At 61.9% G+C, this 16,458-nt stretch carries 16 protein-coding genes; 9 read left to right on the top strand and 7 right to left on the bottom strand.

Going from position 1 to position 16,458, the window contains the following annotated elements:
- The first annotated feature begins 4 nt into the window (after positions 1–4).
- The 4 genes from CAG02_RS06475 to rsd all read left to right on the top strand — a co-directional run bounded on the left by CAG02_RS06475 (position 5) and on the right by rsd (position 3,792).
- Positions 5–1,144 (top strand): uroporphyrinogen-III C-methyltransferase, encoded by a 1,140-nt coding sequence (locus CAG02_RS06475; protein ID WP_085708936.1) that lies wholly within the window; start codon positions 5–7, stop codon positions 1,142–1,144.
- Positions 1,141–2,379: a heme biosynthesis protein HemY gene (locus CAG02_RS06470; RefSeq protein WP_085708937.1), complete on the top strand. Its 1,239-nt coding sequence runs from the start codon at positions 1,141–1,143 to the stop codon at positions 2,377–2,379. Before CAG02_RS06475 ends, CAG02_RS06470 begins: the two co-directional genes overlap by 4 nt.
- A 217-nt stretch (positions 2,380–2,596) precedes the next feature.
- Positions 2,597–3,148: a disulfide bond formation protein B gene (locus CAG02_RS06465; RefSeq protein WP_085708938.1), complete on the top strand. Its 552-nt coding sequence runs from the start codon at positions 2,597–2,599 to the stop codon at positions 3,146–3,148.
- A gap of 185 nt (positions 3,149–3,333) precedes the next feature.
- Complete coding sequence (gene rsd, locus CAG02_RS06460) at positions 3,334–3,792, top strand: sigma D regulator (RefSeq protein WP_085708939.1); 459 nt, start codon at positions 3,334–3,336, stop codon at positions 3,790–3,792.
- A gap of 59 nt (positions 3,793–3,851) precedes the next feature.
- On the opposite strand, the gene CAG02_RS06455 is transcribed toward rsd, so the two are convergent.
- Positions 3,852–4,517 (bottom strand): FKBP-type peptidyl-prolyl cis-trans isomerase, encoded by a 666-nt coding sequence (locus CAG02_RS06455; protein ID WP_085708940.1) that lies wholly within the window; start codon positions 4,515–4,517, stop codon positions 3,852–3,854.
- Positions 4,518–4,709: 192 nt separating this feature from the next.
- Here CAG02_RS06455 and CAG02_RS06445 point away from each other — a divergent pair, with 192 nt between their 5' ends.
- A complete protein-coding gene (locus CAG02_RS06445) occupies positions 4,710–5,873 on the top strand; it encodes an AlgP family protein (protein WP_085708942.1) in 1,164 nt (387 codons plus the stop codon).
- Here the strand turns inward: CAG02_RS06445 and CAG02_RS06440 are convergent.
- Positions 5,870–6,331, bottom strand: a complete 462-nt coding sequence (locus CAG02_RS06440) for a TIGR02444 family protein (protein ID WP_085708943.1) — start codon at positions 6,329–6,331, stop codon at positions 5,870–5,872. The genes CAG02_RS06445 and CAG02_RS06440 overlap by 4 nt on opposite strands.
- Before the next feature lie 50 nt (positions 6,332–6,381).
- On the opposite strand from CAG02_RS06440, the gene CAG02_RS06435 reads away from it, so the two are divergent.
- The 3 genes from CAG02_RS06435 to CAG02_RS06425 all read left to right on the top strand — a co-directional run bounded on the left by CAG02_RS06435 (position 6,382) and on the right by CAG02_RS06425 (position 9,620).
- Positions 6,382–8,292 carry an ATP-binding cassette domain-containing protein gene (locus tag CAG02_RS06435; protein ID WP_085708944.1) on the top strand — a complete coding sequence of 637 codons (1,911 nt, stop codon included), beginning with the start codon at positions 6,382–6,384 and terminating at the stop codon, positions 8,290–8,292.
- Positions 8,292–8,873, top strand: a complete 582-nt coding sequence (locus tag CAG02_RS06430) for a mechanosensitive ion channel family protein (protein ID WP_085708945.1) — start codon at positions 8,292–8,294, stop codon at positions 8,871–8,873. Before CAG02_RS06435 ends, CAG02_RS06430 begins: the two co-directional genes overlap by 1 nt.
- A gap of 114 nt (positions 8,874–8,987) precedes the next feature.
- The gene (locus tag CAG02_RS06425; RefSeq protein ID WP_085708946.1) at positions 8,988–9,620 is read left to right on the top strand and encodes a LysE family transporter; all 633 of its coding nucleotides are present in this window, start codon (positions 8,988–8,990) and stop codon (positions 9,618–9,620) included.
- Positions 9,621–9,680: 60 nt separating this feature from the next.
- Here CAG02_RS06425 and CAG02_RS06420 read toward each other — a convergent pair whose 3' ends face one another.
- The 5 genes from CAG02_RS06420 to CAG02_RS06400 form a co-directional block, all read right to left on the bottom strand.
- Positions 9,681–10,424, bottom strand: coding sequence for a penicillin-binding protein activator LpoB (locus tag CAG02_RS06420; protein WP_085708947.1), 744 nt, complete (start codon positions 10,422–10,424; stop codon positions 9,681–9,683).
- 3 nt (positions 10,425–10,427) lie between these two features.
- Positions 10,428–11,015 (bottom strand): penicillin-binding protein activator LpoB, encoded by a 588-nt coding sequence (lpoB, locus tag CAG02_RS06415; protein ID WP_007951848.1) that lies wholly within the window; start codon positions 11,013–11,015, stop codon positions 10,428–10,430.
- Positions 11,016–11,051: 36 nt separating this feature from the next.
- Positions 11,052–11,426, bottom strand: coding sequence for a YcfL family protein (locus tag CAG02_RS06410; protein WP_085708948.1), 375 nt, complete (start codon positions 11,424–11,426; stop codon positions 11,052–11,054).
- A gap of 15 nt (positions 11,427–11,441) precedes the next feature.
- A complete protein-coding gene (locus CAG02_RS06405) occupies positions 11,442–12,836 on the bottom strand; it encodes a COG3014 family protein (RefSeq protein ID WP_085708949.1) in 1,395 nt (464 codons plus the stop codon).
- 201 nt (positions 12,837–13,037) lie between these two features.
- Complete coding sequence (locus tag CAG02_RS06400; protein WP_085709253.1) at positions 13,038–14,411, bottom strand: COG3014 family protein; 1,374 nt, start codon at positions 14,409–14,411, stop codon at positions 13,038–13,040.
- Positions 14,412–14,562: 151 nt separating this feature from the next.
- Between CAG02_RS06400 and CAG02_RS06395 the strand changes: the two genes are divergently transcribed.
- Complete coding sequence (locus CAG02_RS06395; RefSeq protein ID WP_085708950.1) at positions 14,563–16,458, top strand: FTR1 family protein; 1,896 nt, start codon at positions 14,563–14,565, stop codon at positions 16,456–16,458.

Genomic DNA, 16,458 nt, shown 5'->3' with positions numbered 1-16,458 from the left:
ATACGTGAGCGAAACAGCCTTGCCTAAAGATGACGTTCAACCTGTGATCGATGCACCGGTTGATGCACCGCCACCGGCCGCTGAACCGCGCCGAGGCAACGGATTGGCCATTGTCGCGCTGCTGCTCGGCGCCGCCGGTGTTGCGGTGGGTGGCTGGGGTGTCTGGCAGGTGCGACACCTGCAAGCCAACACGCAGGAGCAATTGAGTCAGGTGCAGGCGTTGAATGATCAGGCCCAGAACCTGAAACTCAACGAGCAGCGTCTGACCGAGCGTCTCGGACAACTGCCGGGCGCTGACGAGCTCGCCGAGCGCCAGCGTCTGGTCACGCAACTGCAGGGCGATCAGCAGCGCCTCAATCAGCGTCTGGAAACGGTCCTCGGTGCCAGCCGCAAGGACTGGCGTCTGGCGGAGGCCGAGCACTTGCTGCGTCTGGCCAGCCTGCGTCTTTCTGCCTTGCAGGACATCAGCAGCGCTCAGGCTCTGGTGCAGGGTGCCGACGATATTCTGAAGGAACAAAACGATCCGGGTTCGTTTGCCGCGCGTGAACAAGTGGCGAAAACCCTGGTGGCGTTGCGCAGTACCGAGCAGCCCGATCGTACCGGTCTGTTCCTGAAGCTGGGCGCGCTGCGCGATCAGGTCATCGGGCTCACCGAGCTGGCGCCCGAGTACAAGGACCGCGGCGATTCGCTGCTGGGCCTGACCTCCGATGGCGACGGTGCCAGTCGCTGGTCGCAGTGGTGGGATCAGATCTCGCGCTACATCCGCATCGATTTCAACGCCGATAAAAACGTACGGCCGCTGCTGGCAGGGCAGAGTCTGAGCCAGGTACGCCTGGCCCTGAGTCTCTCTCTGGAGCAGGCGCAATGGGCGGCGCTCAACGGTCAGGCAGCGGTCTACACCCAGGCACTGACTGAAGCGCGGGACGTGCTCAAGGGTAATTTCAACCCGGACAACCCGCAGAGCAAAATCATGCTCGAACAAGTGGCGGAGTTGAGCAAGCAACCGGTCACGGTTGTTACGCCGGATCTGGCTGGCACCCTCAGTGCGGTACAGGCCTATCTCGAGCGCCGTAACGTCAACGCTGAAGACTCGGTGAAACCCTTCGCCAAACCTGCTGCCACCGCGCAGGAGGCCACACCATGAAGCGCCTGTACGTCATCGTGTTTCTGGTGATCGCTGCGACGGCGGCCCTTGGTCTGGCGATTGCCGAGCATTCCGGTTACGTATTGGTGGCCTACAAAAGCTTCCGCTATGAGTCGAGCCTGTGGGCGACGTTGGCGCTGGTGGCGGTGTTGTGGCTGCTGATCTGGGGCATCAAGGCGCTGGTCGAGCTGGTGCTGACTTCGGGTGGCGTGGTCAATCCATGGTCGCGCCGCAACCGCAGTCGTCGTGTGCAAGTGGCGATCGAGCACGGTCAACTGGATCTGGCCGAAGGTCGCTGGGCCAGCGCCCAGCGTCACCTTTATCGGGCTGCCGAGGCAGAGCGCCAACCGTTGCTGTATTACCTCGGCGCCGCCCGTGCCGCCAACGAGCAAGGCAATTACGAGGAAAGTGATCGTCTGCTGGAGCGCGCGCTCGAACGTCAGCCTCAGGCTGAACTGGCGATTGCCTTGAGTCATGCGCAACTGCAAACCGACCGTGGCGATACCGAAGGTGCGTTGGTGACCTTGCAGGCCATGCGCGAGCGTCATCCGCACAACGTCCAGACCCTGCGTCAGTTGCAGCGTCTGCACCAGCAGCGCGGTGACTGGTCGGCGGTGATCCGCATGCTGCCCGAGCTGCGCAAGGACAAAGTCCTGCCACCTGCCGAACTGGCCGAGCTGGAACGTCGCGCCTGGGGAGAGAATCTGTCGCTGGCGGCACATCGCGAAGAAGATGGCGCGGTCGGTCTGCAATCGCTTAACCGTGCCTGGCAGCAACTGACTTCGTCACAGCGCCAGGAGTCGCCGTTGGTACTGGCCTACGCCGAGCAACTGCGTCAGCTCGGTGCTCAGGTCGAGGCGGAAGAGGTGTTGCGCGGCGCCCTCAAACGCAAGTACGACAGCCACCTGGCGCGCCTCTATGGCCTGGTGCGCGGCAGTGATCCGACGCGTCAATTGCAGGTGGCCGAGGGCTGGCTCAAGGATCATCCCGCCGACCCGAGCCTGCTGCTGACGCTCGGCCGACTGTGCCTGCAAGCCAGCCTGTGGGGCAAGGCGAGGGACTATCTGGAAAGCAGCCTGCGCACGCAGCGCAATCCGGAAGCCTGTGCGGAGCTGGCGCGACTGCTGGCCCGGCTCGGCGATACCGAGCGCAGCAACCAGTTGTTCCAGGAAGGTCTGGGACTGTTGGACGAGCGCCTGCTGGCCGCGCCTTTACCGGTGCAGGCTCACGCCTGAGTGGACGGGGGAGTGCGCTCCCTCGCTCATTTTCTCGACTGAATAGTTACCGCTGTATCACTTCTGAGGCAGAGTCCTACAGAGGCTTACATCTTTTCCTCTCGCGTCTGTCGGGATTTCCCTACATCTCTGGTGAAGTGTCGCCAGTGACCTGCCTTGAAAGGCCGAGGCCCTTTCCTCTACCGTAACTGCCTGTCTAAATTGTTACGGATAACCCATGTCGTTGACCTGCTCACGCTCCCTGTTTTTTATGGCTTTCACGGCGGGAACACTGGCGCTGGGAGCTTCCTATTACCTCGAGTACGCGGTGGGTCTCGTGCCTTGCAGCCTGTGCCTGGTGCAACGGCTTTTCCTGAGCATTCTCACCGCCTGCTGTGGTGTGGCAGCGGTGCATGGGCCAGGGCGCTTCGGCCTTTCGCTCTACTGGTTCGGTGCGCTGGCGGCCAGTCTCGGCGCGACCATGGCGGCATGGCGGCAGGTGCTCCTGCAAAGCGATTCGATGCATCATCTGGCACAGTGCGCGCCCGGCACCGAGGAATTATTCAGTCACCTGCCGTGGCTTTGCGCCCTGGCGCGGATGTTCACTGACAGCGAGGATTGCTCGCAAATGTCCTGGACGTTGTTCGATCTGAGCATTCCGGAGTGGAGTCTGCTGTTCTTCGTCGCGATGTCGATCCTTGCGGTTTACCAATTGCTGCGGCTGGCCTGGAGCGCTCTGCAGCGACCGCTCAGCGGCGAAGCGTCGCACCGGGCGCTGGTCAGGGATTAAACACTTGTATGAACTTTCTCTCCTGCGTACCTTGAAGCCACAGGCGTGCGGGCATAATCTGGCCCGCACGTGTCATTGGATTTGTGTTGCTCGATGACGCTCTGCCTGAACGCCTCTCAAAGCAATAGCCACAAGAAGGGGCGCAGGTGTAGGGCAGCATGACCCACAAGGGAAGAGAGATCGCCATGCTCGAAAGTTGTCAGAATGCTCAAGAACGTTGGGGTGGAGTTCATCTGCTGATCGACCGCTGGCTCCAGGAGCGTGAGGAACTGATCGCTGCCTACGACAAGCTGGGCGCAGAACCTCAGGCACTGTCCGAAGATCGAAAGCCCTTGCAGGAATTCTGCGGCGTACTGGTCGATTACGTGTCGGCCGGGCACTTCGAAATCTACGAACAGCTGACGGGCGAGGCCAAGGCCTTCAACGACAAGCGTGGCCTGGAACTGGCCGAGACGATCTACCCGCGCATCGATGTCATCACGGAAAAACTGCTGGCCTTCAACGATCTTTGCGATGAAGGCAAATGCGTTGCCGAAAAATTCAAGGAGCTGGGTGGGCTGCTCCACGAGCGCTTCGAACTGGAAGACTGCCTGATCGAAGTGCTGCATACCGCCCACAAGGAAGAGGATCCGGTTCAGGCCTGAACCGGTCCCGCGAGACACAAGAACGGTGCGCCAACAGCGCACCGTTTTTTATTGGGCGATCAACTGGTCGCGCCGCGCAACTCGACTTCGAACACCAGCGGTGTGAAGGGTGCGATCAAGTCGCCGGCACCGTCGGCGCCGTAAGCCTGATCCGATGGAATCACCAACCGCCACTTCGCGCCCACCGGCATGTTTTGCAACGCGGTGCGCCATCCGGCGATCACGCTGTCGAGATTGAACCACTGCGGCTGAGTGTTCTGGTCGAACACGGTGCCATCCGGCAGTCGACCGATATACAGCACCTGCACCTTTCCGTCGGGGCCGGCCTTCGCACCATTGCCCGGCGCCAGCTCGGTAAGCAGGATGCCGTCGGACAACTCTTTCACCCCAGGCTTGGCTTTTTCGGCGGTGAGAAAGCGTCGCTCGTTTTCCATCGCCGCTTCAGTCGAAGGCATGGCTGCATGCTCCGCCGTCTGCGATTCGTGATCGGCCAGGATTTGTTCGATTCGCGCCTCGCTCAGGGCGAGCGGCTTGCCTTGATAGGCCTGTTGCAGGCCTTCGATCAATGCCTGGATCTGCAGTTGCGGAACCTCCTGACGCAGCCGCTCACCAAGGCTCGCGCCGAGACTGTAGGCCAGATCGTGGGCATCGTTCGCGGTGTTTTTTTCGTCGGCCTGGACCGCCGAAAAGATCATGCAGAGGGATAAAAAAAGGTAGCGCGACATGGGCACTCTCCGTCCTGAATTGCGGTGGATTATGCCAGCGCGAAGCTCTGCAACGGTGAACTGCTTTGAGCAATGTGCAGAAGTTTTTCGCGAGCCTGCAACCGAGTGCATTCGATACTGTCAACATGCCCTAGCGGCGGTAGCAGCAGAGGTCTAGTATGAGCCGCACTCACGTCAGCCAGGAGGTAAACCATGTCGGCCACCAAGAAGCCTGTAAACACTCCGTTGCATTTACTCCAACAGCTCTCGGGCAGCCTGCTCGAACATCTGGAAAACGCTTGCTCCCAAGCCTTGGCTGATGCTGAAAAACTGCTCGCCAAACTGGAAAAGCAACGCGGCAAGGCACAAGAAAAACTGCACAAATCCCGCACCAAATTGCAGGACGCAGCCACAGCCGGTAAAGCCAAGGCGCAGACCAAGGCCAAGGCTGCCGTGAAGGAACTCGAAGACTTGCTCGATGCGCTGAAGGAGCGTCAGTCCGACACCCGCAGCTACATTCTGCAACTCAAGCGCGATGCCCAGGAAAGCCTGAAACTGGCCCAGGGTGTCGGTCGTGTTCAGGAAGCCGTCGGCAAGGCGCTGTCCCTGCGTTCGGCCAAACCGGCAGCGGCGCCTACGAAAAAAGCGGCCGCCAAACCTGCTGCAAAAGCACCGGCCAAAGCGCCAGTAAAAGCCGCCGCAAAACCTGCAGCGAAGAAACCCGCAGCTGCGAGCGCTGCTAAACCTGCGGCTAAAACAACCGCTGCAAAACCAGCGGCCGCCAAGCCGGCTGCAGCAAAACCAGCCGCTGCCAAACCTGCTGCGCGAACCGCTGCTGCAAAAGCGGCTCCGGCAAAAACCGCAGCTGCCAAACCGGCTGCTAAACCAGCCGCCAGAACCGCCGCCAAACCGGCAGCAAAACCTGCGGCCAGAACGGCTGCTGCCAAGCCTGCGGCCAAAGCCGCTGCCAAACCGGTTGCAGCCAAACCCGCTGCCAAAGCTGCAGCGAAACCAGCGGCCAAGCCAGCGGTAAAAGCAGCGGCTAAACCTGCTGCTGCCAAGCCTGCTGCGAAACCAGCCGCCAAACCGGCTGCCGCTGCCAAGCCTGCAACTGCCGCCGCCAAGCCAGCGACCGCCGCTAAACCGGCCGCCAAGCCAGCCGCAAAACCTGCTGCAAAACCAGCGGTAAAAAAACCAGCCGCTGCCAAGCCTGCTGCTGTCAAACCGGCCACCGCTCCTGCTGCCAAACCTGCCGCTCCGGCAACCCCGGCTGCAACCACAGCACCTGCATCGGCCGCCACTACCTCGACCACCGCAACCACGCCATCCTCGGCGCCGGTGTCGAGCGTCGCCAGCAACCCGTCCAGCGCTTCCTAAGCGCCGGTCGCCGCGACGCGCAGCACTTGCAGCGCGTCGCGGTTCAGGTTGGCCGCAGGGCCGGCCAGCTCTTCCAGCCAGTCACTCGATTCCTTCGAATTACGCTTCCATCCCTGCGCTACGCCTTCCAGTCGCGACAGCAACGCGCGCTCCGCCTCCAGCTCCAGCCCCTTGATCTGCTCGCGCATACCCTTGAGCACAGGATCGGTGTCGGCCAGATTTTTCCACTGCATGCGCATCGCGCGCAGCGGTTGAACCACCTCTTTGTCCCAAGGGATGGTCAGCTCTTGAAGCTGCCTCGTGCGTACCTCGTCGCAGGTCGCATCGCGCTGTTCCAGCCACAAACCACACAGCATCAGGCACACACTGGCCCCTGCCGATTGCAGGCGCAGGCAGGCATCCTCCACGCCGGGACGGGCGTAGACGGCAAGGGCAAAGCTCCACAGGTCAGAGGACATCGTGCTACTCGCGCCAGTTGTGAGCGAAGCTGGTAGACTCCGCCGCCATTATGATCCGACTTCAGAACCTGACTTTACAGCGTGGCCCGCAACGTCTGCTAGAAGACGCCGAGCTGACCCTGCACGCCGGCCACAAAGCCGGCCTCATCGGTGCCAACGGCGCCGGCAAATCCAGCCTGTTCGCCTTGCTCCGCGGTGAGTTGCACCCGGATTCGGGCGACTGTCTGCTGCCGGCCGACTGGCGTATCGCCCACATGCGCCAGGAGGTCGACACCCTCGAGCGTCTGGCGGTCGATTACGTGCTCGATGGCGACCTGCGCCTGCGCGAGGTCCAGCGTGATCTCGCAGCCGCCGAAGAGGCCCACGATGGGGCTGCTCTGGCGCGCCTGCACGCCGAACTCGACAGCGCCGACGGTTATACCGCCGATGCGCGGGCGCGCAAGTTGCTGGCCGGTCTCGGTTTCACCAACGAGCAGATGGATCGTCAGGTAGGAGATTTCTCCGGTGGCTGGCGGATGCGTCTGAACCTTGCGCAGGCTTTGATGTGCCCGTCAGACCTGCTGCTGCTCGACGAACCGACCAACCACCTGGACCTCGACGCCATCATCTGGCTCGAAGAGTGGCTGAAAAGTTACCCCGGCACCTTGCTGCTGATTTCCCACGACCGGGATTTCCTCGATGAAGTGGTCGATCACGTGGCCCACGTCGATCAGCGCAAACTGGTGCTCTACCGTGGCGGCTACACAGCGTTCGAACGCGCCCGCGCCGAGCGTCTGGCCCAGCAGCAACAGGCCTACGAGAAGCAGCAGGCGCAGCGTGCGCACATGGAAAGCTACATCGCCCGGTTCAAGGCCCAGGCCACCAAGGCCCGTCAGGCCCAGAGCCGGATCAAGGCGCTGGAGCGCATGGAAGAGCTGTCGGCGGCCCACGTCGATTCTCCGTTCGACTTCGTGTTCCGCGAGTCGACCAAGATCTCCAGCCCGCTGATCGACCTGTCCGATGCGCGTCTGGGTTATGGCGAGAAAACCGTTCTGGAGAAGGTCAAGCTGCAACTGACCCCCGGCGCGCGGATCGGCTTGCTCGGCCCCAACGGTGCCGGTAAATCGACCCTGATCAAGAACCTCGCCGGCGAGCTGTCGCCGCTGGCCGGGCGTCTGACCCGTGGCGAGAACACCGTGGTCGGCTACTTCGCCCAGCATCAGCTCGATTCGCTGGATGCCAAGGCCAGCCCGTTGCTGCACCTGCAACGTCTGGCGCCGACCGAACGCGAGCAGACCCTGCGCGACTTCCTCGGTGGTTTCGACTTCCGTGGCGCGCGGATCGACGAGCCGGTGCTGAATTTCTCCGGTGGCGAAAAGGCCCGTCTGGCCCTGGCGTTGATCGCCTGGGAACGGCCGAACCTGTTGCTGCTCGACGAACCGACCAACCACCTGGATCTGGAAATGCGTCTGGCGCTGACCATGGCGCTGCAGGAATTCAGTGGCGCGGTGCTGGTGGTTTCCCACGATCGGCATCTGCTCAAGAGCACCACCGACAACTTCTTCCTGGTCGCGGACGGCAAGGTCGAAGAGTTCGATGGCGACCTCGAAGACTACGCCCGCTGGCTGGTCGAGTACCGTCAGCGCAACGCCCCGGTCAGCAACACGCCGGTCAACCCGGACAAGACCGACAAGAAGGCCCAGCGCCAGGCCGCCGCTGCATTGCGTCAGCAACTGGCGCCGCACAAGCGCGAAGCCGACAAGCTCGAAGCCGAACTCGGGAAACTGCACGAGAAACTGGCCAAGGTCGATGCCAGCCTCGGCGACAGCGACCTCTACGAGCCGGCACGCAAGAACGAATTGCGCGACCTGCTGGCCGAACAGGCCAAGCTGAAAGTCCGCGAAGGCGAGCTTGAAGAGGCGTGGATGCAGGCGCTGGAAACTCTGGAAACCATGCAGGCGGAGCTGGAGGCGCTGTCCTGATGGAGGCGTTCAAGCTGCCGCTGCCGGCGGTGTGGATCGAGCCGATCTGGCTGGGCGTGCAGATTCTGCTGATCCTGCTGGCCGGCTACTTCGCTCAGCGTGTCGTCGCTCGGTTCCTGACGCGGCTGGGCGAGAAGTATCCGTTCCCGCCGCAGTTGCTGATGCCGCTGCGTGGTGGTCTGCGCTGGCTGATCATGGGCAGTGCGCTGATCTTCGTGCTGGAGCGTCTTGGTGTTTCTGCCACCGTGCTGTGGACGGCGTTGTCCGGTTTCGTCGCCGTTGCCGCCGTGGCGTTCTTCGCCATGTGGAGTGTGCTGTCGAACCTGCTCTGCGCGATTCTGATCTTCACCGTCGGCCCGTTTCGTCTGGGTGATGTGGTGGAGCTGGTGGACACCACCGACAAGCCCGGCGTCAAAGGCCGGGTGGTGGCGATCAATCTGCTCTACACCACGCTGATCGAGGCCGAAGAACTCGGCACCGGCAGCGCCATGGTGCAGGTGCCCAACAGCCTGTTCTTCCAACGCTCGGTAAGACGCTGGCGCGGGTCGGATGTGTTTCCTTCCAGCGGTTTCGAAAAGTGATCGGGCGCCGGCCACGTTGGTCGGCGGCCGCAACATCCTGAAAAAAATCGGTAGTCATCCCGCCCGAATCCCATTAGCTTGGACGTTTGTCACGAGTCTGAGTCGAGGTGTGCGATGGAGCTTCAAACATGGCTGGCGTTTTTTGCCGCGTGTTGGGTAATCAGCCTTTCTCCGGGCGCCGGCGCGATTGCGTCGATGTCCAGCGGTCTGCAATACGGTTTCTGGCGCGGTTACTGGAACGCCCTGGGCCTGCAGCTGGGCCTGGCCCTGCAGATTGCCATCGTCGGCGCCGGTGTCGGCGCAATCCTCACCGCTTCGGCCACCGCGTTCCATGCGATCAAATGGTTCGGCGTCGCCTACCTGGTTTATCTGGCGATCAAACAGTGGCGCGCACTGCCGATGGACATGAGCGATGACGCGGCCGTACGCCCGATCGGCCGGCCGATGGCGCTGGTGTTCCGTGGCTTTCTGGTGAACATCAGCAACCCCAAGGCGCTGGTGTTCATGCTGGCGGTGCTGCCGCAGTTCATCAATCCTCACGCCCCGCTGCTGATCCAGTACGTGGTGATCGGCGTGACCATGATCTGCGTCGACCTGATCGTCATGGCCGGCTACACCGGGCTGGCGTCGAAGGTGCTGCGTCTGCTGCGCACACCGACCCAGCAGAAACGCATGAACCGTACGTTTGCCGGGCTGTTCATCGGTGCAGCGGCGTTCATGGCGACGTTGCGCAAAGCTGCCGCGTAAAGCGGGCAGGCATAAAAAAGGCGACCTTTTCAGGTCGCCTTATTCGTTTGCGGCAGCCGGTCAGTGAAGAATCACCGGCGCCGTATCACGCGGCAGATTGTTGCGCTGCTGCGGTTCACGCGGTTGCTCGTAACCGCCACCGCCGAGCTGCATGCTCAGCTGTCCGGCCACGTCTTCACCCAGCGCCTTCGAGACATCGCGCACCACCCGTGGGCGGTTGAGTGAGATCTTGATGTCGCGGTGGTTCACCAGTTTGGTGTCCTGCGCTTCACCCATGGCTGTGAAGGCCGAGGTGATCTCGTAGGTCCTGGTGTTGATCAGGCTGAAATCCGCCACCAGCGTCAGGCCCAGTACGGCTGAATAGCTGTCGGTGTTGGCCAGCTCGTTCATGTCCTGGGTGAAGTCGATGTCGGAAACCGTACCGAACAGCACATAGTCGGCACCCTTGAAGTTGCCGGCCTTGATCCGCTTGATCACATCGTAGATGTCACCCTTGGACGAGGCGGTGTAAGGCGTGCCCTGAATCAACTGGAACATGCCGGTGCGCAGGATTTCACCCTTGATGTCGCCGGTGAATTTGCGCAGTTCGGCCTGCTCGATGTAACTGGTGTTGGCTTCGAATTCGTTGTAGCTCGAAGAACCGCTGGAGCTGTAGTAACCCTCGCGGTAATTGTTCTTCGACGAAACGATGTGGATGTATTGCTCCACGCGCTCCTGGTACGCCAGATCCGTTACCGCGACTTTCGGGGCCGCTTGCGCGCTGAACGCGCAAGCCAGGGCCATCATGCCAATCCATGCGCGCATCGATTAACGCTCCGTGGTTTTGCGGATCTCTTTCTCGTCCATCCACTCGGCCAGACCGCTTTCAACGTCGATCAGTTGCAGGCTGAATTTGTAGAAGACGTCCTTGTAGTCGCTGCTGCGCTTGACGATCGAGCTGATCGAACCTTCAAGACGGTATTTGGCGGCGATCATGTTGCCGGTCTTGGCCACGGTGCTCTTCTTGTACAGGCCGCTCTGGTTTTGCAGCTTGAGCTGGTCGACCTGGCTCTGCATCGCGGTGTTGTCGCTGGCGAAGCGGGCGGTACCGGATTTCATCAGCTGGGTCTTGATGCTGGTGGTGATTTCGCGAGTGTCGATGTATTCGCTGGTCTTGTTCTTCACGTCGTAGACCTGCACCACAGGGCGGCCCTGCAGAATGCCGGACTGGGCGAGGGAACGGGTCATCGACTCGGCGATCATCTGCAGGTCGGTCGAACCGAACTCGTTGGTTACGGTTTCAACGGCCTTGGTGTCGCCGTAGCTGATGTTCTTGCTGCCCAGGGTCGGCGAAGTGTTGGCGCAACCGGAGGCCAGCAGGGCGAGGACAGCGATGAAGGAAAAGCGTGCAAACATGGGAATGCTCTCTGAATCGGGAATAGGGTGTGGGGCTTAAGGCGTCTTGAGTTCCAGACGGAAGTCCACGGCTTTCGGCGTCGGGGCGATGCCCTGGATGAAGCTGGTCTGGGCGCCGTACATCATCTGACTCTTCCAGACTTCTTCTTCGGCGATCGGGAAACCTTCGGCGCCAAGCCAGGCAAAGCGGTAGTAGAACGTCTTGTTGCTGTTGAGGGTGTTGGTCAACTGCACATTGACGGTCATGAAGCCGTTTTCACGGGCGACGCGCATGGCGCCGACCGCGATGTGTTTCTGCGGGCCCATGGCCACGACCTTGCTCGCGGCGCTGCCCGGCTCCGGCGGCGGCGGGGTGGCGCAGCCGCTGGCCAGCACGGCAAGGGCGGCGACGGCGAAGAGTTTGAAACGCATGCAAAGACTCCGTTCTTAAGGTTGTTTGAGGCTGGCTACGGCGGTGGTGCCGGCGCTCGGGGTCACGTGGGCGGCAAGGCCCGCGGCGAACACCTGATTGCCGACGGCGCGCAGGGTGACGACCTGATAACGCTGATCGACGGTAACTTTGACCTGCGTGCCACCCACGGCGCTCGGCAGAGTAACCTGATGCTCACCCTTTTTCAGGCGCAGACGTACCACTTGAGTGGTGTCCGGCAGGGTACGCCACGTACGGGTATCGGCACCTTCGAGCACCGCTGAAGAGATACCCACGGCCAGACCCGCCAGCGGGTTGGTTTCGTTGATCTTCTTCTGCGCCACGCCTTTGGTGATTGCACGCACCATGGTGCGCACGATGATCCCCGGCATGTCATCGCGCAGGGCGCGGCGGGACATGGCGGTGGTGCTGTTGAGGGCGGTCAGGTTCAGTTGCTGGCCGTCGACGCCGATCTGCGCGAAGGTCGCGGTCGAGGTGTCAGGCTTGATGATCGGGAACGACAGCGGGGTGATCACCACGTTGTTGGAAATCGGCAGCGGCAGCGGCACGCGGATCGAGTCGCGGGCCGGTGCCAGACCGCTTTGCACCACGATCAGGACGTCGCTGTCATCGCTCTTGACCGGTTTGTCGAGGTTGACCAGCGCCTGCTCCAGCAGCGGCGTGTTCGGACGCAGTTCGGCCGCCTTGCGGTAGCCCGGCGCGGCCAGGTCTTTTTCATCCAGGGCTTCGTAGACGAAACCGGCCAGATAGTGGCTGAACGCACTCTGGTAGCTGTTCTTCAGGCCGACCACTTCCGGGGCGTCGAGGCTGGCGACCGGGTAGCCTTGCAAGTCCTTGTACTGGGTCTTGATGCCTTCTTTCTCGGCTTCCTCTTCGCTCTTGAGGTATTCCTTGTCACGCAGGTCGGCGATCACGGCTTCACGTTCGTGGGTCTTCTTGATCGCGGTGCGGGCGCCGTCGAAATCGTTGACCGCCAGCAGGTTCAGGGCCATCTGCGTGGTCAGCATGACTTTTTCGTAGTCGTAGCCTTCGTAGCGACGGACCTTGTCGTTGACCAGGAAGCTGCCGAACTGGGCCAGGTACTTGTCGGTGTCGAGCTTGACCGAGTCTTCCCACTTGCCGACCACCTGGTCGGCGCTGGTCCAGGCGTTCTGGCTGCCGGACAGGTCGCCCTTGGCGCGCAGCAATTCACCTTTTTCGAAGTAATAGAGCAGGTCCTTGTCCGGGCCGGTGTTGTTCTTTTCCAGCAGGGTCAGGGCGGCGTCGACGTTGCCGGTGGCCAGTTGCTGGTTGGTCTGGGCCAGTTCGGAATCGTAGTTGCGAAACGCCGAACAACCGGACAGCAGAGTGACGGCGCCAAGCGCAATCAGAGTGGGAGCGCGGAATGCCATGGGGTACTTCTTCCATGAGTAGCGACAGCCTCGGTGCGGGTCGGGCTGCTGGGACCGATCGGCAGTGGCGTTGGCCTCCTGCCAATTCCTCATAAACAGAGGAGCTTTAATGCCGCATCGCGATAACGAGGGCGCGGCATTATAAGCGGGCGATGCTGGCCATGTAATAGCTTTTTAATCGCACCGGTTAGTTCTGTGCCACTACTTGTCAGGCAGCCCGGCGTTGCCGATCACATTGCCGAAATCGTTCAAAAGCCGCAGGTTGACCAATTGGTGATCGCGGTCGATCCGCAGAGTGACCGGTGCCGCACTTGGCGCATTCGGGGCGCTGAACTGATGATTGCCTTTTTTCAGCCGCAGCCGTGCCACCAGTGTCCTGTCTGGCAGGGTGCGCCAGGTTCGCGTATCCGCTTCTTCAAAAGGGTCGTGTTCCGTGACGACCAGCGAGGCCTTGGCCGGGTTGCGTTCATTTTCATGGGCCTGGGAAATGGCCGCCATGTTGGCGCGGAACATCGCCCGGGAGATGATCGCCGGCATGTCGTCGCGCAACGTGCGAAATGCCATGTCGGTGACGCTGTTGATCGCGGTCAGCGGCCGTTTGCGGCCATCCACCATGATGTGGTCGAACACCGGGGTGACGGTGTCAGGCACCAGGATGGGAAACGAGATCGGCGCGGTAATGACCAGGTTTTCATTGAGCCGCACCGGGATCGGCACGCTGATGGAACTGCGCGCCGGTGCCAGACCGCTCTGGACGACGATCAGCACGTCGCTTTCATCATTGTTGGCCGGTGGTTTGTCGAGGTTGCGCAGCGCTTGCTCCAGAAAAGGCGTGTTCGGGCGCAGTTCGATTGCCTGGCGATAGCCCGGTGCAGCAAGGCCGCGCTCACCCAGCGCTTCATAGGTGAAGCCGGCCAGGTAATGGCTGAAGGCACTCTGGTAACCGTTTTTCAGTTCAATCACTGCCGGCGCATCCAGGGTCTGGACCGGATAGCCCTGCAGATCCTTGTATTGCACGGAAATGCCTTGAGTTTTGGCCTGCTCTTCGAGTTCTTCGTACTGGCGTTCCCGTTGACGGGCGATCAGCGCTTCGCGCTCGTGGGTTTTCTTGATGTCGGCCCGGGCGCCGTCAAAATCGCCGACGGCCAGTTGATTGAGGGCCATCTGCGTGGTCAGCATGACCTTTTCATAGTCGTAGCCGTCGTAGCGGCTCAACTTGTCGTTGACCAGCATGGTGCCCATTTCATAGGAGAACTGATTGAGCAGCTTCATGGGCGCAGAAGGCACGGCCTCTTCACGTTGAAACACCATGCGGTCGGCGCTGCGCCAGGCCGTCTGACTCTGCGGCAAGGCGTTGGCGAAGCTGAGGATCGAGCCCTTTTCGAAGTAATAGAGCAGATCCTTGTCTTCCCAGGGGTTGTGCCATTCCAGCAGATCCAGCGCGCCCTGAAAGTCGCCGCGCATCAACTGGGCGTTGGTCTGTTGCATTTCCAGGTCGTAATTGCGGTAGGCGGCGCAGCCGCTCAATAGCAGGATCGTGCCGATTAACACCGGGAACAGCAGGCATTGGCGCATGGAGTGCAGCTCTTCCTTGAACAGTGAGGCGAAAGGTGTCGGATTATAGGGGCGGGCGATGGCCATGTGCCGGGGATTGGAGAGAAAGCTTGAGTCAGGCTCCCCCGACGTGAACAATGTGTTACTTCGCATTTCCAATTGAGACCCCTTCATGACTGCCTCGTCCCGATTCCTGACCTGGCTGGTGTTCCCGTTGTTTGCCCTGAGCAGCTTCAATCTGCTGGCCGATACCGTGGAAGGCGCGCCGCAAGCGCTGCACCTGCTCGATTACATCAGCGCCGACTACCCGCCAACGGTAGAGGCAGGCAAGGTCATCGACGATGCCGAATACCGTGAACAACTGGAGTTCACCCGGGCGCTGCAGGGTTTGATTGCCGGCATGCCGGCCAAACCGGAGAAGGCCGGCCTGGAGCAGGGCATCGACGCACTGCTGGCTGCCATCACTGCGAAGCAGGAGGGCGCGGACGTCGCCCGTCAGGCCCGGCAACTGGGGGCGAAACTGGCGGTGGCCTATGAAGTCAGCCAGGCGCCGATCATTACCCCGGATCCGACCCGTGGCGCGCCGCTCTACACCCAGCACTGCTCGGTGTGTCATGGCACCAACGGGGCCGGCGATGGCCCTGCGGGTGTCGGCATGGAGCCCGCGCCGGCCAACCTGCGTGATGCCAAACGTCTGGATCATCTGAGCCTCTACGCGATCTACAACACCCTCGGCCAGGGCGTCGAAGGCACCGACATGCCGGCCTTCGCCGACCAACTGGACGACCGTCAGCGCTGGGACCTGGCGACCTACATCGCCCAGTTCAGTGCCGACCCGGCCACGGCCAAATCCGACAAGACCTACAACATCGCCGACCTCGCCCGTCAGACGCCGGCCGAAGTGCAGGCCGCCGAAGGCGCCGAAGCCGCCGCGACCTTCCGCGCACAGCGGGCGCAACCACCGCAGGTCAAGCGTGGCCCGGCGCAGTTGCTCGACTACACCGCCGCGACCCTGGACAAGAGCCTCGCCGCCTACCGCGCCGGTGAGCGTGATCAGGCTTATGACCTGTCCGTCGCCGCCTATCTGGAAGGCTTCGAACTGGTCGAAAGTTCGCTGGATAACGTCGACGCCAATGTGCGCAAGGACACCGAAAAATCCCTGATGGCCTATCGGCAATCGCTGCAGGACGGCTTGTCGGTGGAGCAGGCCGAGCAGCGTCTCGACGCGGCCAAGGCCAAGCTCAAGGAGTCCGCCGATTTGCTGGGCAGCGACGGTCTGAGCTGGTCGCTGAGCTACATCTCCGGGCTGCTGATTCTACTGCGCGAAGGCCTGGAAGCGATTCTGGTGCTGGCGGCGATCCTCGCGTTCCTGCGCAATACCGGTCAGCAATCGGCGGTGCGCAGCGTCAACGTCGGTTGGGGGCTGGCGCTGTTGGCCGGTCTCGGCACCTGGGCGCTGGCGGCGTACGTGATCGATGTCAGCGGCTCCCAGCGTGAACTGCTGGAAGGCGCCACGGCGCTGTTCGCCAGTGTCATGGTGCTGTGGCTCGGGGTGTGGATGCACGACCGTCGCCACGCGGCGGCCTGGCAGGATTACATCAAACAGAGCCTGGTCGGTGGCGGCGGTCGATTCGGCTTCGCGATCCTGGCTTTCTTCTCGGTGTATCGCGAGCTGTTCGAAGTGATCCTGTTCTACGAAACCCTGTGGCTGCAGGCCGGTCCTGCCGGGCACAACGCGGTACTGGCCGGTGGTGCGACGGCGCTGGTGCTGCTGTTCGGTCTGGCGTGGGTGATCCTGCGCGGCTCGGCGAAATTGCCGTTGGCGCTGTTCTTCAGCATCAACGCGGGGCTGCTGTGCGCGCTGTCGGTGGTGTTTGCCGGTCATGGTGTGAAGGCGTTGCAGGAAGCCGGGATCTTCGGCACCCGGCCGGTGGCGTTCTTCGATTTCGAATGGCTGGGCATTCATGCCGACGCCTACTCGCTGGCGGCGCAGGCCGTGGCGATTGCAGCGATCATCGTGCTGTACGGTCGCAGCCGGGTGGCGGAAAAGCGCCGAGTGGCTGCTTAA

The organism is Pseudomonas sp. R43(2017) (assembly GCF_002112345.1).
Taxonomy (GTDB): Bacteria; Pseudomonadota; Gammaproteobacteria; order Pseudomonadales; family Pseudomonadaceae; genus Aquipseudomonas; species Aquipseudomonas kribbensis.
Note: the sequence above shows the minus strand (reverse complement) of the source record. Positions and strands in the feature narration are given on the sequence as shown.

Coding starts and splice junctions, on each gene's coding strand:
- CAG02_RS06440 (WP_085708943.1), bottom strand. CDS start 6,331: ATGTCCTCTGACCTGTGGAGCTTTGCCCTTGCCGTCTACGCCCGTCCC.
- CAG02_RS06420 (WP_085708947.1), bottom strand. CDS start 10,424: ATGCGCGCATGGATTGGCATGATGGCCCTGGCTTGCGCGTTCAGCGCG.
- CAG02_RS06470 (WP_085708937.1), top strand. CDS start 1,141: ATGAAGCGCCTGTACGTCATCGTGTTTCTGGTGATCGCTGCGACGGCG.
- CAG02_RS06435 (WP_085708944.1), top strand. CDS start 6,382: ATGATCCGACTTCAGAACCTGACTTTACAGCGTGGCCCGCAACGTCTG.
- CAG02_RS06455 (WP_085708940.1), bottom strand. CDS start 4,517: ATGTCGCGCTACCTTTTTTTATCCCTCTGCATGATCTTTTCGGCGGTC.
- CAG02_RS06425 (WP_085708946.1), top strand. CDS start 8,988: ATGGAGCTTCAAACATGGCTGGCGTTTTTTGCCGCGTGTTGGGTAATC.
- CAG02_RS06430 (WP_085708945.1), top strand. CDS start 8,292: ATGGAGGCGTTCAAGCTGCCGCTGCCGGCGGTGTGGATCGAGCCGATC.
- CAG02_RS06410 (WP_085708948.1), bottom strand. CDS start 11,426: ATGCGTTTCAAACTCTTCGCCGTCGCCGCCCTTGCCGTGCTGGCCAGC.
- lpoB (WP_007951848.1), bottom strand. CDS start 11,015: ATGTTTGCACGCTTTTCCTTCATCGCTGTCCTCGCCCTGCTGGCCTCC.
- CAG02_RS06465 (WP_085708938.1), top strand. CDS start 2,597: ATGTCGTTGACCTGCTCACGCTCCCTGTTTTTTATGGCTTTCACGGCG.
- CAG02_RS06400 (WP_085709253.1), bottom strand. CDS start 14,411: ATGCGCCAATGCCTGCTGTTCCCGGTGTTAATCGGCACGATCCTGCTA.
- CAG02_RS06395 (WP_085708950.1), top strand. CDS start 14,563: ATGACTGCCTCGTCCCGATTCCTGACCTGGCTGGTGTTCCCGTTGTTT.
- CAG02_RS06445 (WP_085708942.1), top strand. CDS start 4,710: ATGTCGGCCACCAAGAAGCCTGTAAACACTCCGTTGCATTTACTCCAA.
- CAG02_RS06405 (WP_085708949.1), bottom strand. CDS start 12,836: ATGGCATTCCGCGCTCCCACTCTGATTGCGCTTGGCGCCGTCACTCTG.
- rsd (WP_085708939.1), top strand. CDS start 3,334: ATGCTCGAAAGTTGTCAGAATGCTCAAGAACGTTGGGGTGGAGTTCAT.